Annotated in this window: 16 protein-coding genes; all 16 read right to left on the bottom strand. The window is 48.3% G+C overall.

Features of this window, described 5'->3' with window-relative positions:
* Positions 1–36: 36 nt before the first annotated feature.
* The gene (locus MKY42_RS01190) at positions 37–3,138 is read right to left on the bottom strand and encodes an alpha-mannosidase (RefSeq protein WP_339848128.1); all 3,102 of its coding nucleotides are present in this window, start codon (positions 3,136–3,138) and stop codon (positions 37–39) included.
* A complete protein-coding gene (locus tag MKY42_RS01185) occupies positions 3,135–5,447 on the bottom strand; it encodes a glycoside hydrolase family 3 N-terminal domain-containing protein (protein ID WP_339848126.1) in 2,313 nt (770 codons plus the stop codon). The genes MKY42_RS01190 and MKY42_RS01185 overlap by 4 nt, the downstream gene beginning before the upstream one ends.
* 44 nt (positions 5,448–5,491) lie before the next feature.
* The gene (locus MKY42_RS01180) at positions 5,492–7,714 is read right to left on the bottom strand and encodes a helix-turn-helix domain-containing protein (protein WP_339848125.1); all 2,223 of its coding nucleotides are present in this window, start codon (positions 7,712–7,714) and stop codon (positions 5,492–5,494) included.
* A 196-nt stretch (positions 7,715–7,910) separates the two neighbouring features.
* The gene (locus tag MKY42_RS01175; protein WP_339848124.1) at positions 7,911–9,548 is read right to left on the bottom strand and encodes an ABC transporter substrate-binding protein; all 1,638 of its coding nucleotides are present in this window, start codon (positions 9,546–9,548) and stop codon (positions 7,911–7,913) included.
* Positions 9,549–9,676: 128 nt separating this feature from the next.
* A complete protein-coding gene (locus MKY42_RS01170) occupies positions 9,677–10,585 on the bottom strand; it encodes a carbohydrate ABC transporter permease (protein WP_231952803.1) in 909 nt (302 codons plus the stop codon).
* A gap of 15 nt (positions 10,586–10,600) precedes the next feature.
* A complete protein-coding gene (locus MKY42_RS01165) occupies positions 10,601–11,581 on the bottom strand; it encodes an ABC transporter permease subunit (protein WP_090905060.1) in 981 nt (326 codons plus the stop codon).
* A gap of 314 nt (positions 11,582–11,895) precedes the next feature.
* On the bottom strand, positions 11,896–13,308 hold the full coding sequence (locus MKY42_RS01160; protein ID WP_339848120.1) for an alpha-L-fucosidase: 1,413 nt from the start codon (positions 13,306–13,308) through the stop codon (positions 11,896–11,898).
* A gap of 365 nt (positions 13,309–13,673) precedes the next feature.
* Positions 13,674–14,732 (bottom strand): Gfo/Idh/MocA family oxidoreductase, encoded by a 1,059-nt coding sequence (locus tag MKY42_RS01155; protein ID WP_339848118.1) that lies wholly within the window; start codon positions 14,730–14,732, stop codon positions 13,674–13,676.
* Between the two features lie 260 nt (positions 14,733–14,992).
* On the bottom strand, positions 14,993–15,859 hold the full coding sequence (locus tag MKY42_RS01150) for a sugar phosphate isomerase/epimerase (RefSeq protein WP_179262158.1): 867 nt from the start codon (positions 15,857–15,859) through the stop codon (positions 14,993–14,995).
* A 91-nt stretch (positions 15,860–15,950) separates the two neighbouring features.
* Positions 15,951–17,390: an alpha-L-fucosidase gene (locus MKY42_RS01145; RefSeq protein WP_339852662.1), complete on the bottom strand. Its 1,440-nt coding sequence runs from the start codon at positions 17,388–17,390 to the stop codon at positions 15,951–15,953.
* Positions 17,391–17,560: 170 nt separating this feature from the next.
* On the bottom strand, positions 17,561–17,731 hold the full coding sequence (locus MKY42_RS01140; RefSeq protein WP_179262160.1) for a hypothetical protein: 171 nt from the start codon (positions 17,729–17,731) through the stop codon (positions 17,561–17,563).
* A 186-nt stretch (positions 17,732–17,917) separates the two neighbouring features.
* Positions 17,918–18,106, bottom strand: coding sequence for a hypothetical protein (locus MKY42_RS01135; protein ID WP_024629467.1), 189 nt, complete (start codon positions 18,104–18,106; stop codon positions 17,918–17,920).
* A gap of 101 nt (positions 18,107–18,207) precedes the next feature.
* Positions 18,208–20,994, bottom strand: a complete 2,787-nt coding sequence (locus MKY42_RS01130; protein ID WP_339848113.1) for a glycoside hydrolase family 3 C-terminal domain-containing protein — start codon at positions 20,992–20,994, stop codon at positions 18,208–18,210.
* A 461-nt stretch (positions 20,995–21,455) separates the two neighbouring features.
* Positions 21,456–22,544 (bottom strand): low temperature requirement protein A, encoded by a 1,089-nt coding sequence (locus MKY42_RS01125; RefSeq protein WP_339848111.1) that lies wholly within the window; start codon positions 22,542–22,544, stop codon positions 21,456–21,458.
* Positions 22,545–22,603: 59 nt separating this feature from the next.
* Positions 22,604–23,566 (bottom strand): ring-cleaving dioxygenase, encoded by a 963-nt coding sequence (locus MKY42_RS01120; protein ID WP_090905049.1) that lies wholly within the window; start codon positions 23,564–23,566, stop codon positions 22,604–22,606.
* A gap of 129 nt (positions 23,567–23,695) precedes the next feature.
* Positions 23,696–23,923, bottom strand: a complete 228-nt coding sequence (locus MKY42_RS01115) for a DUF896 domain-containing protein (protein WP_090905153.1) — start codon at positions 23,921–23,923, stop codon at positions 23,696–23,698.
* Positions 23,924–24,124: the final 201 nt, after the last annotated feature.

Below are 24,124 nucleotides of genomic sequence, written 5' to 3'. Positions count from 1 at the left end.
TTTTTCTCCGATCATTTCTTATCCGGTTTCCTGAGACTAATCTGTTGAAACCAGCTTCACGGTTTGAATTTCATATGGCTTGAACGTCAGCTCAAACTTCCCATCATGACAAGCTAGTGGTCTAATTTCATCCTCCAACAGATTGACTACAGACGTCTGTATACACGCGTCAGCCCATTGAACCTGAACCGTTTCTCTTCCACCAGATGACTCATAGAAACGAAGTATCGTTCCCGTGCCATCTTCGGAAGCCTTGATTGTATCCAGAATAACATGTTCACTATGGAAATGAACCCAGCTATGTTCTGCCGGCAATGTGCCAGAGTGTCGTTCACTCGCAACAACCCGAACCGGGTGGTTTAGTTCCATCGCACGTCGTACCACACCCGCTTCCCGCCAATCTCCCTGATGCGGCAGCAGGGAATAGATAAATTCATGCTCACCCTGGTCAGCATGTTCATCCGGCCATTTTGGAGCACGAAGCAGGGAAAGACGGATCGTCTGATCCTTGATGTCATATCCATATTTACAATCGTTCAGCAGGCTTACACCACTGTTGCCCTCGGAGATATCCGCCCAGCGGTGACCACACACTTCAAACTGGGCCTGCTCCCAGCTGGTGTTGTTATGGGTTGGCCGCTCCAGCGCACCAAACGGAATTTCGTAGGCTGCTTTGGCTGATATCAGATCAACGGGAAAAGCCACTTTGAGCAGCTTATGGCTCTCCGCCCAGTTTACCTTTGTCTTGAAATCTACACGTCGCTGATGACGATACAGGATCATATCCTGGTGAATCTCCGACTCGTTTAACTTCCAGTGAAACCGAAGGACATCCTGCGTTACTCCACGCTGTACTACTTCTCTGGAGATCAGCTCTGCCACTCCTGCACGTTGCGATTCAAACCGCGGATCAATATCCCAAGCATCCCAATACGTTGGTCTGTCATGGAAAAACTGTAACTCGTTCGCTTTATCGCCCGGCTTCAGCCACTCCCGTTGGTTGGATTTGTCATACCATCTGGTGATCTCCCCTACATCGTTAAATTCAAGCGTGTAAAAGTCCGTTTCCCAGACAGAAGGGAAGGATTCATCCTGCTTCAAAGTAGGGAGATTTGCATCCAGTGCCTGGCGTAGCCATAACGTTGTATACCCAAAGGCCGGAATGGACGGGACATAGACTGACAAGGTGAGCACGTCTCCATTTGCCTCAAGGTCATTCGGCAGACGATTACCCTGATGGTCGAACACTGCCAAACCGCTCAGTTTCTCGTCGCCTGTAATCGTAACGACTTCTCCCCGCTCCCAACCTAAGCTATTAAATACAACATAGGGCAGACCGTCGAAGCCATCTGTCGCAATGCGTTCCTCTATACGGCCAAGAGTCCCTTCCATAGCCGACGTCCCCAGAGCGAATACTGTCGTATACTCCTCCTTAGATGTTACGTATACTTCGGGAATGGACGTCCCTGGGATAATGTCATGGAATTGATTCAGCATAATCAGCTTCCAGCCTTCATCCAGATCACTTTTCGCCTGCGCTGCTTCAACTCCGGCAAACTGCCCCCAAATTTCCGCTTCCCGATACAGCACCTCTGCTTTGCGATTGCTCCGTTTGTTGCGCGCATGAGTTGTATAGGTTCCACGATGCAGTTCCAGATATAAGTCGCCATGCCATTTTGGCAGCTTAGGATTGTTGTTCGAAATCTCTTCGAAAAACGCGCCTGCCGTACTGAAATTGCTAATGGGCTGCCCAACCATGAAATGGGATCGTTCTGCGAACACAACCATCTCGTTCGTTACCCCGCCTCCACCATCGCCATGCCCATACAGCAGCATTTGCTCGGGGTGTGCATCCTTCTGCTTGTAAGATTGCCAGTGCTCATCGACATCTTTGGGCCGGGTATGTTCATTTACTCCATGATTGAGATACGCAAGCACCGAGGTGCCGTCAATGCCAACCCAGTGGAACAGATCATACGGGAAAACGTTGGTATCATTCCAATTGAGCTTGGTCGTCATAAAATAAGGAATGTCAGCCAGCTTAAGCAGTTGTGGCAGCGAAGCACAGTAGCCAAACGTATCGGGTAGCCACTCGATGTTTGAACGTTTACCGAACTCCTTCTGATAAAAGTTCTGCCCGTACAGGATCTGCCGCACAAGCGACTCACCACTCGGAATATTTAGATCCGGCTCGACCCACATGCCACCAACCAGTTCCCAGCGACCTTCGGCAATTCGGGCTTTGATTCGTTCGTACAGCTCAGGATAATGCTCTTTCACAAATGCATACAGCTGCGGTTGACTCTGCGAATACACGAACTCCGGATACTCATCCATCAAAGTACACATCGTGGAAAAGGTGCGGCTGGACTTCCGCACAGTCTCACGCACAGGCCACAGCCAGGCAATATCGATATGGGACTGCCCAACCAGATGCATGAATCCGTCCCGGTACTCTTCCGGGTCTTCCTCCTGCACCGACTGTGCGAGCCATTCTTCCCAATGCTGTACCCACACTGCTTCACTCCAGCGCTGCGGCTCGTTGTACATCTTATCCATCACCTGATGAACATTCCGAATAAGACGGGTGCGTTTTAAGTCTTTCTCCGGCAATGCTCGGAGTGATTCTGCAAGTACCGTAATGCTATACATTAGACTCTGTAAAGGCGAATTAACACGAACCAAAGCAGCTCGGATGCCCTGAATGGGCGGCTGGATCACCGCCTGTCGATTCAAAGGGTCATGTGGTTCCGGTATGGGATCATATAGTTCAATCTCCAGCAAAGGCGCAGTTCCCACACGGCTCTTCGGCAACGGTACATACCCATGATTGCGGTCCAGTCCGTGATAAGGCATGCCGTTTACCTTCAGCAGCCCTTCACCCCTGGTCTCGAAGATCAACCCGACCGCATCTTCCTCCCAATGGGCCGGAATCTCTACGGTTTTGCTCAGAAAATAAGTCGTTCCATGGTTGCTATGGAGAGGATTCAAGCTATGAACAGAAGTATTCTCCTGTTCATACTCGTATTCGCCAGGACGGATATACCTGGCTTTCTGCATCTGCCACTCTGGAAGTTCAATGGTATCCGTCCATTGCTGCTGAGCCAGATCCTGAATGAATCGCTGAATTCGAATCATACCTCCACCCCCACCTTCTGGATGTGTAAATTACAAGCAGTCCAGTCTCTGGAGCTGCTGCCAACCATCAGCTTGAATTCACCCGGTTCCACCACAGACTGGAGACGGGAGTCGATCAGCTCCAGATGCTCTTTTTGCACAGGGAACGTCACCGTCCGCGTCTGTCCCGGCTCCAGATAAATTTTACGAAATCCCTTCAGTGAGATTTCGGCCCGGGTGACCGAAGCCGATACGTCCGTAATATACAGCTGCACAACTTCATTTCCCGCAACTACTCCCGTATTGGTGACCTCCAACTGCACCTCTGCTTCATCGTCTGGTCCGATCACTTCGGGTACAACTCTTACATTCTCGTACTTGAATTCCGTATAACTCAGCCCAAAGCCGAACGGATATTGTGGTGCCAGATCGGTCTCCAGATAACGTTTGCCCCGTGTGCGTTTGGCATTGTAGCTGACCGGAAGCTGACCTACATGCTTGGGAATAGAGACGGTAAGGCGACCAGATGGATTCACATCACCGAACAGAATATCTGCAATAGCGTTGCCTCCCTCCTGCCCCGGATACCACGCTTCCACAATGGCATGGGCATGCTCATCAATCCAGGGTTCAGCAATGGGCCGTCCGTTAATATATACGACAATAACCGGTTTCCCCAGCTTATGTACTTCCTGCACCAGTTCCAGTTGAACACCCATCAGGTTCAGAGACGAACGGTCTATCCCCTCGCCGCACTCCATATCGTTCCATGGATCATCCGTAACAACGGATGCCCCCGTCCGCAGATCAATGGTCCCTTCGCCAAAATCCCGGCTACTTGACCCTCCCATCACCATAACGATGGTATCTGCTTCTTCAGCACAGGCGAGCGCTTGCGCAAAGCCCTCTCTGGAATCCCCTTTGATCCGGCAGCCCGGTGCGTACAGCACCTTTCCGGTGTCAGCACCAAGCTTGCGCGTAATCCCATCCAGCACCGTTATAATCTGTCCTCTCGGCTGCGGCGAGGTGTAGTCACCAAGCTGGTTGTAGACATGGTTCGCATTCGGACCTATGACCGCCAGTTTTGTTCCTGTTTTGCTAAGCGGAAGGGTGTTGTCTTCATTTTTGAGTAAAATGATTCCCTCTTGCGCCACTTTTCTCGCCAGCTGAATATGTTCTTCACAACCGATGACCTGCTCTGCAAAGTCAGGATCAACGAAGGGTTGTTCGAATAAACCTAGTCTGAACTTCATCTCCAGCACCCGCCTAACGGCTGTATCCAGATCCTGCTCTTCAATTAATCCTTGCTCCAAGGCCTGCCCGAGATGCTTGCGGTACATGTACCCGGACATTTCCATATCCACCCCTGCCTTAAGCGACTGAGCGACGGCCTGCTCCCCGTTCTCCGCGGTGCTGTGTCCATTGACGAGCATCTGAATTGCACCAAAGTCAGTAATGACAAATCCGTCAAAGCCCCATTGCTCGCGCAGGAGATCATTCAGCAGATACGAACTCGACGTACAGGGCACACCATCAATTTCGTTGTACGCTGTCATGACAGAACATGCTCCGGCTTCCACCGCTTTCTTGAACGGCAGCAGATCGACCTCGTGCAGCTCGCGCAGTCCCATATGCACCGGAGCAGCATTGCGCCCACCCTCCGAGCTGCCATAGGCCGCAAAATGTTTGAGTGTCGCCACAATCGTCCGATTGGAATCGAGCCGGTCACCCTGCAAGCCTTTCATCGCTTCAACCGCCAATTCACCGATCAGGTATGGATCTTCGGCAAAACATTCCTCTGTCCGTCCCCATCTCGGGTCCCGCACGACATCAAGCACAGGCGAATATGTTGCCGCTCCTCCCTGGCTCCGAGTCTCCACAGCTATCGCTTCACACATCTTGCGGTACAACTCCGTGTTCCAAGCACTTCCTACTGCTAACGGCACCGGGAACACAGTTGCCCCAATGGCCATATGCCCGTGAGAACACTCTTCCCCAAACAAAATAGGAATTCCCAGCCGGGAGTTCTCCATGGCATACCGCTGAATTTCATTAGTGGCAACAGCTCCCTGCTTAGGGGTCAGGCCAGTCTCCAGCGTCACTTCTGTCCAGGGATCAGCACGAAGTGTTCCATATAAAGACCCAATTCCGCCCTCTGCGATGTCCTTTTTAAACTCATCCGTAACCTGAACCGTACCATCTGCTTTCTTCACATAAGTCTTCCACCCCATCGGCTGGATCAGCTGCCCGATCTTCTCTTCCGTGGTCATCCGCCCGATCAGATCTTGGGTCCGCTCCTGAACGGGAAGCGAAGCATCTTTATAGTCCATATGCACATTCTCCTTATGAGTTCGGCTTAGTCTGGTGCATGGGCTCACATGGCTTTTCGGTAGTCGCTAGGCGCTACACCCACCACATTCTTGAACGCCCGATTGAAGGAATTGTAATTCGTATACCCAACTTCCTCACTGATCTCCTGAATGGCCTTATCCGTCTCCAGCATGAGCTGTTTCGCCTTCTCAATACGGTGACTAATCAGAAGATCCACGAATTTCTCACCAATTTCGTCCTTGAACAACTTGCTCAAATATTTTGGATTGATATCAAATAGATCACTTAGATAATTCAGCGATAGCTCGGGATTGTTGTAGTTCTGTTCAATATACTTGCGAATTTCAAGAATATGAGATCTATGTTTTCTGGAGCAATGCAGCGTCTGCATCTCTTCAGCCAGTTCACGGAAGCCTTCCCAGCACAACGCACGCAAATCATCCAACGTCTCCCAACCTTCCAACCTGGGAAGAAGTGGTGTAAATACAGCTGCCCATCGCTCCTGATATTCTCGTGGAAGTTCAGCGAACTCCCGGTTATAGTGCTGGAACAGCAATTGGACTGTATTCATAATCTCCTGGCGGGAGAGCACGGATTCATGGATCTGTTCGAACAAGCGGTCAAAATGCTTCTCCCATTCATCATCCGACAGTCTCATCGCCTGCACCAGCAGAGAGATCGTCTTCAGGAACTCATACACATCATTGGTTGAGTTCGGTACCTCCCCGCATGGAATGATCCGATTCATGCCGAGCACAGCCTTGTATTCCAAGGCATGCACCGCCTCCTTTAGCGAAGCTCTCAGACCACGGACATCCACAGCGACTCTCCCAATACCGATGGTTACGGTGAAGTTCAAATACTGCCCAACCCTGTCCAGATAACCGGAGAGCATTCTCTGCTCGGTCTCCTCACCTTTCTCCATTTCGGGAATCCAGAGTATGGCATATAGACGCTGATCCGATATCCACTCAGCCCACACTTCGGTGCCCTCGTGCCTTGCACTCTCCTGCAGAATGCTGGATAACACAAATTTCAGGAGGGATTGATCCTGATTGTGGTACGCCTCCATGAACCGGGAATACTGATCGATCTCCACCACCATTACAGCCCATCGATCCTCTAACTGCGGGAGCTTGAACCTGCTCATCTCCGCTGTCAGTTCACCGCCGGTAAAATCCCGCGTACCCTCCAGCAGCTCCTGAAAGAAATATTTCTTCTGCAAAATCAGGTTCTCTTCATGCTCCTCCTGATATTGCTTGGTTTGATCAATCATTTGCTCCAGCGTAGTCTGGATAAAACGGAACTCATTATCCTTCGTATAACCGACGCTTGGCTGTTTCTGCGAAGACACCGTCTCAATCAACGTGACAATCTGCTGGATGGGCTTGTAATTTCTTCGTGTCACATAGATCACCCACACCACACCAATCAGGACAACGGCAACGGCAAAAACAAACCAGATATTATAAAATTTCAGGGCAAATTTGACGATCTTGCCATTGTTGAGCCCCGTCTGTACCTTCCAGCCGCTGTAGCTGGATGTAAATTCGGAGAACACTTCCCCTGAGTCTGTTTTGGGAGAAACTGCTGTAATGCCATCCTGCATTCCTCCGTCCCACAGATTGCCGCCAGAGCGATTAAAGATATTCACGAAGGTGAATTCAGGGTCATACATCTGCATAATAGATTTCTGCAAGGTTGGCAGATCGACGTTAACCACCACAAGACCCGTGCCGTTTCCTACACCGCGAATGAGTGTAATGACCTGTTGTCCTTCCTCGGTCGGAAATGCCTTGAAGGATCTCGCCCCCACCCACTTTTGCGTTGCCGCAGCACGACTGTCTTTAATAAACGCTGCATCCGGGAATTCCTCAATCGGCACGGCCTTGCCATTGCTGAATACCGTATCGTCGTTGTATCTCACCAGATATATGGAATCAATTAGCGGATACTCTATTTTCAATTCATCAATAACCTGGACTGCTTGAATTCCGGCATACACATCCTCGCTTCCGGTTACCGAATAATAATTTTTCAGGTTGGGATTGGTCAAAATATCACGCAGCACCTTGAAGTCGATGGAGCGCAGTGAATTGTCCAAATATTGCGTTACCTGTGACGCCAGAAACTCATTGGCCTTGAGTGCTTCTCTCCGGTTCTGTTCATTGAATACCTGAAAGAAGATGATAAACAGGATTGTGGTCACGATAAAAAAAACAGGCAAATACGATAGCAGCAAACGTCTAAACCAACTGTTGTTCATCTCCTAGGCCCCCCACCATTGTTTATACGCATGAGCATTTTGCATAAGCTGGAATGACAACCGCGCCAATCTGGTCGCTAATTTTCCATGAGTATTCAGTAAATTTTATCGAATGAAGTGGGGTTGTCAAAAGGAGAAGACCGTCCCGATTCCTGTGTTGACATCGGAACAGCCTCATTCATGAATCCATCAAGCTTTATTGATTCTTCTCAATCGCACGCTGGTAAATCTCAAGGTAATTGCTGAGTCCCAGACCATCGAAACCTTTTACGTACGCGTCCCATTCCTTATCAATGCTTTTGCTGCCGATAATGAATTGAGCCATATTGGTCATCACGTAATCCTTGACGGCCGTCGTGAGTTGCGCAGCGGTTTCTGTATCTTCCGGACGGATAAATACGTTCGCAGGATAGACTTCTTTTGGCGCATAAGGTTCATATACATTGGTTGCTTGCGCCAGACGTGTCCCGTAACCCTCCGCTTCCAGTGGGTTCTGACCTTCTGCAAACAGATTGCGGAATGTATTGGACAAGTCATGTGCGCCGATCTGTGACCAACTCTCATTGACTACAACATTTGGATCGCGCTCAGGCAGGTTATAGTAGCTGTATTTGGCAGGCTCGCCATTGATGTTTTTCTCATCGGCATCCGCCTTCTTCCAGCCCTTACCTTCTGTTGGACCGTACTCTGCATACAGGGCCCCTTCTTCACTGAACATGTAATCTACAATTTTGATCGCGGCGATCTGTTGTGCTTCAGTCGCTTTATTGGTGATAGCGAACTCGAACTCACCTACGCTTTGCGTAGCGCCTGTCGTCTGCACACCATCCGGCCCTTTCAGCGGAGGCGCGATGTCCCAGTGCTGGTGGCGGGTGATATCTTTGTCATACGTGTTCACAAGGTAGCTGACCAGCGCTGTCGTAATGGAACCAACCACTTCATCGCCTTCCTTGTTGCCCAGCTGCCCGATCGCCTGATCGTTCTGTGTGAAGGAAGCCGGATCAATCAGGCCTTCTGCATACAGCTTATGCATGTACTCCAGCCCTTTTTTCCACTCTTCCTTATTCGCTGCAAAATCAACCTTGCCATCATTCACGATCAGATATTTATCGTTGTCATTATAGATAAAGCTGTTCATCAAATAGGCATCGATGTTGCCGTTCCACACGTACTTGTTGGGTGCACCCGTGAGTGGAATCTCATCGGCTTTGCCGTTGCCATTCGGATCTTGTGTTTTAAATGCCTTCAGAACCGTGTAGAGTTCATCCGTTGTGGTTGGCATTTTCAGACCCAAATTGTCCAGCCATTCCGTGTTAATCCAATACTTCTGCGCATACGTACAGTGGTAACATTCATTGAAAATCGGCAGAGCGTAGATGTTGCCGTCCGGCGCAGTTATTGCTTCTTTGAAGTACGGCTTCTCCTCCATCATCTTGGTCAGATTCGGACCGTACTGCTTGATCAGATCCTGCAGCGGGAGGAACACGCCCTGTTTTCCGTACGTTTGAAGGTCTGAGGTCGTGAATTTGCCATGGAGAAACACTTCAGGATAATCGCCACTCGCCAGCAGCAACTGTCTGCGGTCTTGCAGAGCGTCCGTCGGGGCCAGATCCCATTTCAAGGTAACATCGAACTTGTCTTCGATAAATTTGGTGAATTCATTTTCTTCCATGGACGCTTTACCTTGTGGGGCAAAGAAGGTCATCGTTACCGGGCCACCGTTCTCCCCGCTACCGTCGCTCCCTGTACCCGCCTCCTCGGATGAACCACATGCGGACAACAAAGCCATCGAAGCAAAGACCAGAAACAACATCGAAATCCAAGATTTTTTCAATCTGACTCCTCCTTTTTGTTGAAAACGGCATAACCTTCTGATTACGTACTCGTGTTAAACCTTATCCCGGAAGCCGGAGTGTTCCCCCACCTCCTTTCAAGTGGCATAACTGACGCAGATGACAAAGATCATCCTTTGAGCGAGCCAACCATAACCCCTTTAACAAAATGCTTCTGCACAAACGGGTACATGATGAGAATAGGAATGCTGGCGACTACAATCAGTGCGTATTTCAGGACCTGCTCGAACCCCTGATCTCTTAGCTGCTGGCTCGTATTGGCCAACATTGCCGGGTCTGCGGCGTTTAGAATTAGCAGATTGCGCAGCACATATTGGAGTGGGAACAGCTTCTCGGAACGAAGATAGATCAGGGCATCAAAGTACGCATTCCAGTGGCCCACCGCATACATCAGGGTCATGACCGCCAGAATCGGCTTCGATAACGGAAGAACCACGCTGATCAAATACCGGATGTCCCGACATCCGTCCATTTCCGCCGCCTCCCCCAGCTCTTCCGGGATGGAAGACTGGAAGAAGGTTCTCGCTACGATGACCTGGAACACGGCGAGCGCCCCTGGCAGCCACATCGCCCAGCGAGTATCCAGCAGATGAAGGTCTTTCATCAAGAGATAGGTTGGAATCAGACCGCCATCAAAGAACATCGTGATCATCATGAAAATAATGATGGCTCCCCGTCCGTAAAACGACTTGCGCGATAGCGGATACGCGAGCATGACCGTAAGCGCCACATTGATAAATGTGCCTACAACGGTATAGATGATCGTGTTGTAGAAACCGAGCATGAGCTGCTGGCTTTTGAAAATAGAGATGTAGGCCTTGATGTTAAAGTCTACCGGGAACAGCCACACCTGACCGGATGTAACGGCACGCGAGGAGCTGAACGAAGAACTGATGATATACAAGAGCGGGTAAAACACCGTTAGAAGTATGGCGAACAGAAAGATATAGTTGAATGTCATGAAGATACGGTCACCGAGCGGGTCCTTGATCCGGTTACGATTCATCAGGTTGAACATGGATGAGCTCCTCCTTTACCACAAGCTGTTCTGGGATACTTTGCGGGAAATGCCGTTGACGATAACCAGCAGGATCAGGTTGATCACGGAGTTGAACAATCCTACTGCCGAGGAAAAGCTGAAGTTGGCCCCGATTAGACCGACCTTGTACACATACGTAGAGATGACTTCCGATGCACTCGTGTTGAGCGGGTTCTGCATTAGATATATTTTTTCAAAGCCCACGCCCATAATGCTACCCAGACTTAGAATCAGCATGATGACGGTGACTGGTACGAGCGTTGGAAGGTCGATATGCCAGATTTTACGAAGCCTTGAAGCGCCGTCCATCTTCGCTGCCTCATAGAGGGATGGATCAACGCCAGCGAGAGCCGCGATATAAATGATCGATGAATAGCCCATGCCCTGCCATACACCCGACCACACATAGATGGATTTGAAGTATTCGGGAATGCCCATAAAGTTGGTCATCGGGAAACCCAGGAAGGTAAATAGCTTGTCTACAACACCCACATGCGGTGACAGCATCAGAATGATAATGGATACCATGACGACTGTGGAGATAAAATGCGGAGCATACGTGACCATTTGGACGGTCTTCTTAAAGTAACCTGTTCGGATCTCATTCAGCGCGAGCGCCAGCAGGATCGGAATGGGAAATCCGGCGAGTAACGAGTAGAAACTGATCCCAATCGTATTCTTGATTAGCAGCCAGAAGTTCGGGGATTCGAAAAAGGCTTCAAAGTGTTTCAGTCCAACCCATGGGCTGCCCCAGATTCCTTTGACGACACTAAAGTCTTTGAAGGCAATCTGTACACCAACCATTGGAATGTACTTGAAGATCAACAGATACAATACGGGAGGAAGCACCAATAGATAGAGCTCCCAATGCTTCTTCAGGCTTCTGATAAATGGATGCTGTCGCTTGGGTTCTGCGTAATTCTTTCCTTGCTGGAGCTCCACCGGTGCAGGTATGCTTTCCGTAGCTCGACTCATTCGCGTCACTCCTTCTACACCTTAAGTGTAATAATACATTACATTTACATCCCTTAAACATCCTTTTCTTTGACTCTTTTTTCTGTAACAGCGTCATCCGTGTGAAGATTAATGTCAGGTAACGCTTTCTTAAATCGATAGTACCTTGAGCGGTGTTCTTTTATCAATTTGCAATTTTCTCCCACCTCTCCTTATTCCCAAAACCCTTGCCGGACAAGGGGAAATCGTCCTTTAGCATAGGTATATCGCAAAAAATCACCAACCCAAAAAATCCCGAAGGACTGTAAAAGTCCCCCGGGATTTGAAGTGTAGATTTATTGGTTTGTGAACAATCTGAACGTCAGCGTGATAGGTGCTACTTCTGTAACTGCCGCTTGTGGCAACTCTACAGCAAGTCCATCTTCCGTCCTTTGGAATGACAGCACATCATCTGTGCCGACGAGTTCAATTCGCTCCACCTTTTCCATATATGGAATGATCACCTGTGATTGTACTGCCTCGTTTTCGCTTCTGTACAGACGGAAGGCATACGATACGTTGAGATCTTCCTTACGTGTAAAAGCCCACTCTCCTGTGAAGTATGGTCCACAAATCCGCGTGCCATAGATGCCCTCCCCGTGAGTGCCGATCCATTCTCCGAGGGCTTTAATGCTTCGGACTGCCCCTTTTGGAAGACGTCCGTCCGGTTGTGGTCCCACATTCAGTGCCAGATTACCGCCCTTGGATACGACCTCAAGCAGAATATGCGCTAACTGTCTTGCTGACTTATACTGATCATCATATCCAAACGCAAAGGAATTGCCCACCGTGATACAGCTCTCCCAAGGAATATTCATTGGATGCTCCGGGATGGTCTGCTCTGGAGTTACGATATTCTCATACGGTCCGCCTACTGTGCGATCTGCTGCGAGGAGCCACGGCTGAGTTGTCTGACGTGCCCGCTCCACCACTTCGCCCAATCGGATATCCTGACCGTGGCGTCCTTCACGTACCCAGCCTGCATCCAACCACAGACATTCAATTCGTCCGTAGTTGGTCAGCAGCTCCATAATTTGCTCATGCGTGAACTCCACGAATTTCTCCCACAGCCATGGATACGCTTTCGGATCATAGGATGGTCCACGCCACATATGGCTTCCCCGCTCCATGCCAGGTGCCCAGTAATATGGCGTATGCCAGTCCGCTTTGGAGAAGTAAGCCGAGATGCCGAGCCCCTTGGCACGAAAAGCGTCAAAAAGCGCCCGGCAAATATCTGCATACTTATGGGTGTGAAAAGGAGTATCTTTGCCCGTTATGCGATAATCGGTTGTATGTGTATCCCACATGCAGAAACCATCATGATGTTTGGTGGTGAACAGGAAATATTTGAACCCGTTATCAGTGGCCATCTGTGCCCACTCTTCAGGCTGAAAGCGAATGGGATTGAAGGTTTTGTTGAGATCAAAGTACTCCTGCTTGAAATGCTCCATGTCGTCAGTCCAGTCGATATCATTGCGCGACCAATCGCCATCCTCGTCACTTAGCGCCCAGGACTCCACGAGTCCAAGCTGAGAATAGGGACCCCAATGCATCATCAGCCCCAGCTTCTGATCTTTGAACCACTCCAGACGTTCATTCAGCAACGGATCTTCAGGCTTCACCCATTCCTCTTCTTTGCTAAAGTTGTGCACTCCGGCTTCGACAACCTGCTCTTCCTGTTCCAGCACCGTATCTTTGGTTTCGCTCATCCCGTTCATCTCCTTTGGATTGGATGTCATACGCTGAATAAATAGCATTACACTGGACCACTGCGCGGTCAAAACAATCTTCCGATCGCTGTTATCCCCAGATTTTTTCGATTCCCTTTCCTAAGGGGAAAATCCGGGGATAAAGGAGAGCGCTCCGCTTCTTCAGATTCGTTCTGCCCTCTCCGTTATTGTGTAAATATTTCGTTCAACTAAGAAAGACATATTAAGCCCAGTCATTTCGATTGCAGTGCATTCTTCAGATTGGTTCTAACTCCATTTTGGCGAAATGTTGGTTCAACAAGTATAGACTTGTTAGACCTCACTACTTCGAGCGGCGTTGCCATTTTCGGATCGCAACAGCATATTTACAGTGAAATCTCTCGTCCTTCTCGTGCGGACTCGTAGATGGCACAGAGGATTTTCATGATTTCAACGCCATCCTCAACGGGGCTTAGCGTCTCTTTGCGTCCTTGGGTACTGTCGATAAAATGATTGACTTCATTACGGAAAGAACCTGCGAAATCAAGGGATTTGAAATCCACCTGTGGCGTCATGTTCAAAATGGTATCGAATTTCTCACCAATCAGTGAAATTTCCGGTTCCAGTTCAGCTCCACCTTTATCGCCATAGAGTCTGACCGAAGTTTCATCCTGCTTCGCGTGCAGTGTGAAGCTTACATCCACCAGCAGGCTGGCCCCGTTCTCGAAACGAATCAACGCATTCGCCATATCCTCTACGGTGTTTTTGTTCGCATCATAGTCCGCTGCCTGGTAGAACGACAGATTACGGATATTAGCACGGTTACCCAATCGATTGGAGACATTCGCGGACACGGTTTTCACCTTCGGTTTGCCCATCAGGTACCAAGAGATATCAATAATATGCACGCCAATATCGATCAACGGGCCGCCGCCAGAACGTTCCACATCTGCAAACCAGCCGCCCGGATTTCCCAAACGCCGCAGACAGGATGCCTTGGCATAATAGATCTCTCCCAGCTCGCCTTCATCAATGAACTTCTTCAGGATCTGCGCATTGTCACTATAGCGGCGTACAAAGCCAACTTGAAGCAGCTTTCCACTGCGATGAACAGCCTTCTCCACCTCCAACGCATCTTCTACCGTCTGACAGAGCGGCTTCTCGCAAAGTACGTTTTTACCCGCATCCAGAGCAGCAATGCTGATCTCGGCATGTGTATCATTCCAGGTACAGATACTGACCGAATGGATTTCAGGCAATGCCAGAAGCTCTTTATAATCCGTGAATACTAGAGTAGCGTTATATTTTTTCGCCGCTTCCTGAGCACGTGCTTCATTCAGGTCGCATATGGCGTATATTTCAACTTCGGGATTGCTATCATACGCTTGTAAATGAAAATCGGAAATGGATCCTGCACCGATCACGGCAATTTTAAGTTTGGACATGGATTTTCCCCTCCATAATAAGTTGAATGATGGTTATATCAGTTAATTCAAAACATATGATAATCGGCTTAACGTAACTGCGGTGAATGTTTGGACTTTCGGCCGCTGTTGTCTACAGATTTCTTGTATCAACCGCTCTCAGCAGTTGAAATCCGCAGACAAAGGCGGGCGCTACCGCTCCTACAGTTCCAAACTTCCCCTCTGTTACTTCAGCCTTACATATAAAAATTGATTCCACTTATATAGTAGTAAGTCGCTGCTTATGCTTCCTCCCAGAAGCGGCGGACGTTATCCATCGCAATTCTGGATGCTGTTTTACAATTTTCCATACCTTCGAATTCGACAGAGATATATCCGTCATAACCGGACTGCTTCAGCACACGGAATACTTCCGGCATGTCGATATCCCCGTGACCCACAATCGCTCCGCGCAGGTAATTGCCATGTGCGGTCTGGAACCAGCCCTCTCCAGGATTACGGTAGGATGGTCTCCAATAGAAATCTTTGGCGTGCACCATGGATGCATAAGGAATGTTGTTTTTCACAGCGCTAACCGGGTCTTCATCCACACACAGGAAATTGCCGATATCCAGCGTTGTCCTGAAGTTTTCACGTGCCGTCTCATGCACCAGCCGCCGGACACGCTCACTGGACTGCACATAGTAACCATGATTCTCCACACTTGTGGTAATGCCGTGACTCGCTGCGTAATCGGCAATTCGCTGACAGGCCTTCACCAGAACAGGCAGGTCCGCTTCAAACTGGGCAACAGTGCCCTCCTGTGCAGGACGAAACGCAACATCATGGCGCATTCTCGTAACGCCAAGTGCGGCAGCGACATCCACATGCTTCATGACAGCAGCAATCTCATTTTCAAATGCATCCGGGCCTTCTCCTGTAACGAAGTTGGCACCTATTGCGTAATTCGAAATATCAATTCCCACGTCTTGTGCAGTCTCTCGAATCTGGTCAATTAATTCTGGCTGGTCGATCAGGCTGTACCCGATCGGAACAATCTCCACATGTTCTCCGCCCTGCTCGGCGATGTAACGGATGGCGTCGGGTACAGTCAATTCTTTGGCATCCAGTGCCTGTTGCAGACTGTATGTGCTGAGTCCTACTTTCATATCCTCTCATCCTCTCCTGCTGGTGTGTGGCTCTACCTTACGTATACCTTTTTCCATAAGATCATACAATTGCCAATAATCGTTTGCTACTCTATTTTCCATGGGATGAATCCAAAATCGGCTTATCTACAAATGTTACGGCTTGATCGGCCGCTTCATGCATCTCTTGTTTGCTCAGATATATACCCAGCCAGGACAACGTTGGGTACCATCTGGACTCATGAATGGTCAGACGAATGGTTTTGGCGGTAAAAGGTTCGAAACTACAGATTCGTTTATGACCAACAATCGTGCCGGAATACAGCTCCTGCCAATCACCACTCTCTCCTTTTGCCTCCAGCGTAAACTGCTCAATTCGTTGACCTGAACGAATATGTTCCATAAGAACGACTCGGTCGAACCGCTTTTCCTCCGACAGCTCCACCTCCAGCCAAGCCAGTTCAGTTCCTTCAGATGGGCACCAGAACGTATCCGATTCCTCAAGCAAGACCTGGGTAGCCGCATGTTCTTCATCCATGGTGTCCGAGGCCTGAATCCTCGCTCCAACAGCCAGACTTTGCCGATATGTACTGCGTAAAAAGTCCCCGACCTGCTGCAGCCGCTCAACATCCTGTTCGTGAATAAGGCCGCGTCGATCTGGTGGAAGGTTCAGTAGAAAATTGGCGTTGCCCCCAACCGCTCCATCATAGATGGCAAGCAGTTCCTCCAGCGATTTGATGTGATCGTCCTCGCTTGCATGATAGAACCACCCCGGACGGATGGACGTGTTCACTTCTGCGGGATACCAGATGAGCTTGCCCTCATGCTGCCGGATCACCTCCCGACTCCCCAAATCGGCATCCTGTGTATTAATTCTGCTGGCAAACTCACCATCATCCACCTGCTGGGATTGCTCCTGGATCTTCTCATTATCTTGCAAGTAGGCAGGAACGACGCTCCATTCCGAAGTCCTTGTATGACCTGCCTCATTGCCGCACCAGCGAACATCCGGCCCACATACCGAAATTACAGCCTCTGGCTGCAACTCCCGAATCAGTGCATAATAGGAATCCCAATCGTAGACCTGCCTTTTCCCATTTGGCCCCTCTCCGCAAGCCCCATCGAACCACACGCAGAAAATTGGACCATATTGGGTTAACAGTTCACGCAGCTGATTTTTGAAAAATGCGTTGTATCGCTCCGAATCTCCGTAGGATGCTTCATGACGGTCCCATGGAGACAGATAGATACCGAACTTCAACCCGCCTTCAAGGCAGGCATCAGCAACCTCTTTTACCAGATCACCCGCACCATTTCGCCAAGGGCTGGCGGCTACCGTATGATTCGTGTACTGGCTTGGCCATAAACAAAACCCATCGTGATGCTTGCATGTGAGAATTAATCCGGTCATACCAGCAGACTTGCACACCTGAACCCATTGCCGGGCACTCAGATGAGAAGGGCTAAAGATATCGGGATCTTCATCTCCCGTTCCCCACTCCTGATCTGTGAACGTATTCATGGTAAAATGAATAAATGCATAGAACCCCATCTTCTGCCATTCCAGCTGACGTTCTGATGGCACGACCTGTGCTGCTGCCTTCACCCAATCGGTTGTATTTACTGGATTCCTCTCCTCTCATGCCGGTTCTCTGTCCGCTTTCCGTCAAATGCCATAAAGGACCGACAGAGCACAGCATCTCCAGCGGTCCTTAATTATGTTCATCTGTCGTTGAAAGTCAGCTTCCTGATTGCAATTCGGTCCCTGTTCCACGAAGACTCTATCAATCTCAGCGGAACGATCCACGAACCCTTCTGCCGTCCCCACACCCTGCTCACCACATCCATTGCCTTTTCATGCTTGCCTGCAAACCATGCCGCCATAACCTTCATGAATGGGTCTCCTTTCGGAAAATGATGGGTTAGCCATTGGAGTAATCACATTCGTTATTTTTGTTATCATAAAAATGTTATTGTTTTATTCATAAACAGTCTAAGACGTTATGAATGAAACGTCAATACACAAAAAAGACACCCCTAAGGGTGCCTCTCTCTTGATCGATATCGAATATTATAAGTTCATTTTCGCTTTGCTTTTGTCATTCGATTAAACATGATCAGTGCAGCAATCAACATGGCAACAATTGCGATATTACTTGCTGCATCATGCGACATGCCGAACAGAACGCCCAGATTGGTAACCAGGCCTCTGACAATCAGCGCAACCGCAATCAACAGAATGGGGCTCCAAAAATTATACCTTCTCATCCTTCGCAACACTCCTGACCAGATTGTTCAGAAATTCCGGATCTCATAACACAATCATAACAGTCGTCATGTTCAGTTACAACAGATCAGACGATCTTGCGTTACACTTGTTTGAATTCGATCCAGTCGATCTGCAGACCTGGTTTGGTGAAGTCCAGCTTCAATTCGTACAAGCCTGCTTCCAACTCCACTTTGACAAGTTTCTGTCTGATCCATTTACCTTCAGTACCATTGGTTTGAATGGTCGTCATCAATTGATCATTGAGAATCACATTACATGCACTTTGAGCCAGTTCCGGCTCAGGAGACATGATCTGTACAATAATCCGGTATTGACCTGCTTCGTCTACTTTCATGTAGACAGGTTCGCCCACAACGGGTTTGACCTGTGCATTCTCAGCCAGCACTTGTGCCTGCTCTGAGGAAAGTGAAGCATTCGCTTGGAATGAAGCGACATTCTCTACAATCTCATGTTTTCTGGAGAAGACAGGTGCATTCATGATGAACTCACAAATATTCATGGCTGAACGCTGAAGCTCGCCACGTGTCAACGTCCCATTTTCCAGAGATTCAATCGTGTTGTCATCCCAGCCGTTGATTTCTGCACCATAGTTAGGTACAACCATGTACAGGTCGTTTTGAGCGCGAACCATCCAGTTGGTGTTTTTCCGATCTGCTGGTCCACCTTCAACGCCATCATTCATAATAGCCCACCAGTCGGTCATTACGATACCTTGGAAGCCCCACTCTCCACGAAGAATGGTTGTGTTCAGATCATAGTTCGAAGCTGCCCAATGTCCATTAATCGGATTGTAGGAGGTCATGATCGAGTTCGCACCGCCTTCTTTTACGGCAATTTCGAACCCTTTCAGATAGATCTCACGCAAGGCACGTTCAGATACAACAGCATCCACTTTACTGCGATGTTTCTCCTGATTGTTGCAGGCGAAATGTTTCAGCGTAGCATTAGAGCCACCCTTCATGATTCCTTTTGTACATGCAGCAGCAAATACACCGGAAATCAGCGGATCTTCCGAGAAATACTCAAAGTTACGTCCGTTCATCGGACTCCGGCGAATATTCAATCCAGGCCCGAGCAGTGCATCCACCTGATTTCTCAGCAATTCCTCGCCTTCCATCACATACAGCTCTTCGACGAGTTCTGCATTCCATGTTGCGGCAAGCAAAGTTCCAATGGAAACTTGTGTAGCCTTCTCCCCGCTATCCATACGAATACCGGATGGGCCATCTGCAGTACATGCAACAGGGATTCCGTAATTAAACAGACTGTCACTAACACCGCCAAATGCGGAAGCTGTACCCGATGTAACGAGTGGGCTGCTCATGCCTTCACCTCTCACGATGGCTGCCAGGTCCTGATCACTCAATTGGGCGATAAATGCTTCCAGGCTGACTTTGCCATCCTTCACATCTCTCAGCTTGTAACCCTGATTGCCGGTTTGCTCCAGCGTTTGCGGCAAGTTTTGTTCAATTCGCTCAGCCATGGATACTTGGCGCGTCGGTACATCTGCAAAGATCAGCTCGTAAGATCCATCATCTTTGCGCGCTCCCGGCTTCATTCTCGTAAAGCCTTCAGTCGGTGCCATTGCCTCCTGGAGCTGTTCCACGAGTTGAATCGTTTCTACGACGTACCCATCTTGGCCATCAATGCTGACATGCTCCACATTTTTGACACTGGTTCCCACGTACAAACGATATGTTCCTGGCTCAAGTACATACGCCGATGCATGTCCTGTTACGCCAGCATCATCATAGGAAGCCATGGAATCTACAGGGAAGCTCACAGTCAGGCGCTGAGACTCACCCGGCTGAAGCAGATTCGTTTTGCCGAATGCCACCAGAGCTTTCGCAGGTTTCCCTAATTGACCTTGTGGAGCTTCATAATAGATCTGTACTACTTCTTTACCGGCATAGGTTGTGCCCGTATTGGTGACGGTTACATTCACCTTAATGCTGTTTTCTCCGTCTTGGGAGATCCATTTTGCGTCTTCAGCCTTGGTTGTGAACGTGGTATAGGACAAGCCGTATCCAAATTCAAATTGTACTTTTTCAGGTCGAAACGTTTCGAAATAACGATAGCCTACGTAGATATCTTCTTGATAAAGGTTCTTAAACTCATTCCCGTAATTGCTTGTGGAAGGATAATCTTCAATGGAATATGCAATCGTATCGGTCAATTTACCACTTGGTGTAACGTCTCCGGCCAGTACATCGGCGATCGCATTACCACCCTCCATACCACCATGCCACGAGTAAATGACACTTTGGATTGGATGAACATAACTTTCATCATTCAACCAGCTCATGTCCATGATATTCGAAACATTCAACACAACGATCGTTTGTTCAAAATGATTCGTGACCTGCTTCAGCATCGCTTTCTCATCTTCCGTCAACCGGTAGCTGCCTGGTGCATCGACGTTATCCTGATCTTCGCCTGCTGTACGTCCAATCACCACGATTGCTTTGCTGGATTTACTTCTGGCTTGAGATACCACTTCATCCGTTAAAGGCATTTCTTTCTGGTTCCAAGGCTCTGCCGCCCATACTTTTCCACCGTCATCAAACGGGTTTTCCTCAATCCATTTTTCATAGACAGCTGCCAATTCTTCATTGACCGTAAGTCCTTTTTTGCTGCGCAGACCATCTAGCAGATTGGTTGTATACGCCACATGAACGCTGCCGCCTGAGCCTGTACCACTGCGATAATAGTTGACTTGAATCCGTCCAAATACTGAAACGTTTTCGTCTTTCTGAATCGGAAGAGCTCGTCCTTCGTTCTTCAAAAGCACTGCGCCTTCAGCGGCAACCGTACGGCTAAACTCTGCAAACCCTTCCAATGGAACTCCGATTTGATGTGTGCTCAATGATTTCCCTCCTGATTGTCATCTCCATCTCCACGAATCACTATGTATAAAATGAATTTATGAATCTCACACTTGGGTCACTCCAATGACAGAACAACCTTCCGATCACTGTTATCCCCAGATTTCCTTAATACCTTTTTAAAAGGTTGAAATCCGGTGCTAAAAGGTGAAGCGTATGCTTCCGATGTAGCTTTCTTTCAGAAAGCTTTTGGCTTCGCTTCTTCAGGTTTTTTCTGTCCTCTCCGTTATCGTGTAACTCTTCTTGGTTCATTTTATAAAGAAAGTTATTCGTTAATCTGGTAGATTCACTTGTATCTAGTCTCATATTAACAGATTCTATAGTAGAAAATAAATCAGGTTAAACGTTTTTTCTCACAGTAGACATGATATTTACAGTTATCCAACTAAAAAAGCCACGAACGTCATTCGTCCGTGACTTTTATGCTTGTGCGACCAACGCATCAGGTCGTCAATTTGGCATAGACAAGAAAGAACACCATGTTCTCTCCCACGATTGCATAATTAGGCACCCGATAGATCAGATCCACAACGATAAACGCGGCCATTATCCCCAGCATAAACACCAAGTGACGCGGACGTAGCCGCAGATGAGCATGTCTGTATCGGTGGAACACCAGCGAGGTGGACAGAAAATACAGCAGAACCGAGCCAAATACAAAGGCCAACATGAAACCATAATTGAGTTCATTCAGGTATAAAAGTTGAATAGAAGCGGCAATCATGCTCATGGATATATAGATGAACAGATGGCCGTAGATGATCGCTTGCCCGGCGGTCTGGATCTCTTTGCTAACCTTTTTCTCAACATTATCAAAATACTGCCACCATATCGCAATCACAAATATGGATGTAAACGCCGAGAATAGAACAGATCGTACATCCCAGTGATCCATTTGCAGCACGGCAATGATACTGACAACCGACTCACCGAGCAGGATAAGCGTAAACAGAGCAAAACGTTCCAATAAATGATGCGTGTGTATCGGCACCTTCACCAGATTTTTGCGTCCGATGAGCGGAAGAATGATATCCACGGCAATTCCCACGTACAAAACCGCATATCGCAGCCACGAATCAAAGAACAGGGAACCTGTTGAGATCAATATACCGATGATGAAGCATACGCCCAGATAACGGGCGGCCTTCTGTTGATGTTCGCTTTTGGAATAATGAATCATAAAATATTGAATGGCTGTCAAAGCTCTCGAACCGATATAACCCGCAAAGAAGGGGAGATAGTATTGATCAAAATCAACCGAGAGGCTCGCCGTCATCACCAGAACGGACAGGAGTTGAAGGATAAGAAAGACTCGATGGATGAAGATATCCTGACCATAACGATTAATGAATAGGGTCTGACCGACCCATGCCCACCAGACAGGAATGAAAATCAAAACAAATTTCATCAGATATTCAAACGAAATCACGCCGTGCTCCGCATGCAGCAGGACATGACCCGCTTTGGAGACTGCCGCTACAAAGAGCAAATCACAGAACAGCTCCAGCCAGGTAACCTTTTTTTCCATCATCCTTCAATGCTCCTTTAGTTGAACTCATCTCAAAAAGATTACTTGTTCTTACCTCTTGTTTAACGTGCCATCATAGAATGCGAAGGCTCTAACGTTCTGACTTGGATCGGCTGCAAATTGCCTTCAATTTGGGCGCGATATGGCTCAAACCACTCTGGCAACATGAGTTTCTGTCCGAGCGACTCCGCCGGCTCATCTTTCGCGAATCCAGGAGGATCGGTAGCAATTTCGAACAGGATTCCGCCCGCTTCTCTGAAATAGATTGCGTTAAAATATTGACGGTCCCGAACAGGTGTTGGCTGATAGCCGTACTGTTGTACAGCTTCTCTCCACTGCTCGTGCTCTGCAAAATCTTTGGCACGCCACGCAATATGGTGGACCGTCCCTGCTCCACCTGCCCCCAAAGCCATCCGGGTGACAGGAACATCCACGACATTACCGATATCTCCGATGGACCGGAATCGTACATACTCCTCATTTTCATCTACTTTGGTGAATCCGAGTATTTTGTCCAGCGCATCCATCGTTCTCTGCGGATTGACGCTGAACAGCACGGCACCTCCAAATCCTTTGATGGCTTTGTCTGCGGGAATTCCTTCATGCACCCAGGTGCTGGCTGCGCCCTCTTCACGTTCAACCAGTTCAAGACGCAAGCCCTCGCTGTCTTCGAACTGCAGCAGCTCTTCGTTAAAACGATTGGTTTTTGTTACCTCAATGTTATACTGTTCCAGCCGATCCTGCCAGAAGCCAATAGTCCCAGGCGGAATCACATACGAGGTGATGCCGACCTGACCGCCACCAATTTTGCCTCGCGGTGATCCGGCTGATGGGAAGAATGTGATAATGGTACCTGGACTTCCGTTCTCATCCCCAAAGTACAGATGGTAAACGTCTGGTGCATCGAAGTTGATTGTTTTTTTCACAAGCCGAAGTCCCAAGACACCAGCATAAAAGTCGACATTAGCCTGCGGATCTCCCGCAAAAGCTGTAATATGGTGAATACCTGCAGTTTGAATTGTCATCATCATTTCCTCCTAGGTTTATAGATCATTTTTGTATGGGAAGGGTTATTTGTAGATCGTCTTATAGGTGCTTTATTTATATTTATAGTCGTATATTATCTTAATATTAAGATAATATACCGAACTGATTCAGTTATTATTTTGTTGGGCCTGTTCCTGTTTCAGTTTATCCGGAGTGACGTCATCGCCGTTCGGATCATAGATGGTTACATTCAGCAGAATATCGTTGATCGAACCGCGAAAGGTTTGCAGGTATTCCTGGCGCAGACGAATTTGTTCCGCTTTCTCCATCTCCGTCAACCCTGCGGCTTTGGCTTTTCTTGAAAGTTCATTTATTCTGGTCAATGTTGGAATCATCATCTTGGATCTCTCCTCGTAAATCGAAATTAAGATATTTGCTTTTCTTGGTGTAATTTATATTCAAATTAAATATCTTAATTTAAAGATAAATGATTTATGATCCGTTGTCAACCGTTTTCTCCCATTTAAAATTTTGTATGAGAAAAAGGGCCTACTCCAACGTTTGACCTTAGAGTAAGCCTTTCTAATATTTAGATA

This window comes from Paenibacillus sp. FSL W7-1088 (assembly GCF_037969855.1).
Lineage (GTDB): Bacteria > Bacillota > Bacilli > Paenibacillales > Paenibacillaceae > Paenibacillus.
This window is presented reverse-complemented; position numbering and strand designations above follow the sequence as displayed.

Bases quoted from the DNA above. Each gene is read 5' to 3' on its own strand.
- MKY42_RS01190 (WP_339848128.1), bottom strand. From the start codon at position 3,138: ATGATTCGAATTCAGCGATTCATTCAGGATCTGGCTCAGCAGCAATGG.
- MKY42_RS01185 (WP_339848126.1), bottom strand. From the start codon at position 5,447: ATGGACTATAAAGATGCTTCGCTTCCCGTTCAGGAGCGGACCCAAGAT.
- MKY42_RS01180 (WP_339848125.1), bottom strand. From the start codon at position 7,714: ATGAACAACAGTTGGTTTAGACGTTTGCTGCTATCGTATTTGCCTGTT.
- MKY42_RS01170 (WP_231952803.1), bottom strand. From the start codon at position 10,585: ATGTTCAACCTGATGAATCGTAACCGGATCAAGGACCCGCTCGGTGAC.
- MKY42_RS01165 (WP_090905060.1), bottom strand. From the start codon at position 11,581: ATGAGTCGAGCTACGGAAAGCATACCTGCACCGGTGGAGCTCCAGCAA.
- MKY42_RS01160 (WP_339848120.1), bottom strand. From the start codon at position 13,308: ATGAGCGAAACCAAAGATACGGTGCTGGAACAGGAAGAGCAGGTTGTC.
- MKY42_RS01155 (WP_339848118.1), bottom strand. From the start codon at position 14,732: ATGTCCAAACTTAAAATTGCCGTGATCGGTGCAGGATCCATTTCCGAT.
- MKY42_RS01150 (WP_179262158.1), bottom strand. From the start codon at position 15,859: ATGAAAGTAGGACTCAGCACATACAGTCTGCAACAGGCACTGGATGCC.
- MKY42_RS01145 (WP_339852662.1), bottom strand. From the start codon at position 17,390: ATGGGGTTCTATGCATTTATTCATTTTACCATGAATACGTTCACAGAT.
- MKY42_RS01140 (WP_179262160.1), bottom strand. From the start codon at position 17,731: ATGAAGGTTATGGCGGCATGGTTTGCAGGCAAGCATGAAAAGGCAATG.
- MKY42_RS01135 (WP_024629467.1), bottom strand. From the start codon at position 18,106: ATGAGAAGGTATAATTTTTGGAGCCCCATTCTGTTGATTGCGGTTGCG.
- MKY42_RS01125 (WP_339848111.1), bottom strand. From the start codon at position 22,544: ATGATGGAAAAAAAGGTTACCTGGCTGGAGCTGTTCTGTGATTTGCTC.
- MKY42_RS01120 (WP_090905049.1), bottom strand. From the start codon at position 23,566: ATGACAATTCAAACTGCAGGTATTCACCATATTACAGCTTTTGCGGGA.
- MKY42_RS01115 (WP_090905153.1), bottom strand. From the start codon at position 23,923: ATGATTCCAACATTGACCAGAATAAATGAACTTTCAAGAAAAGCCAAA.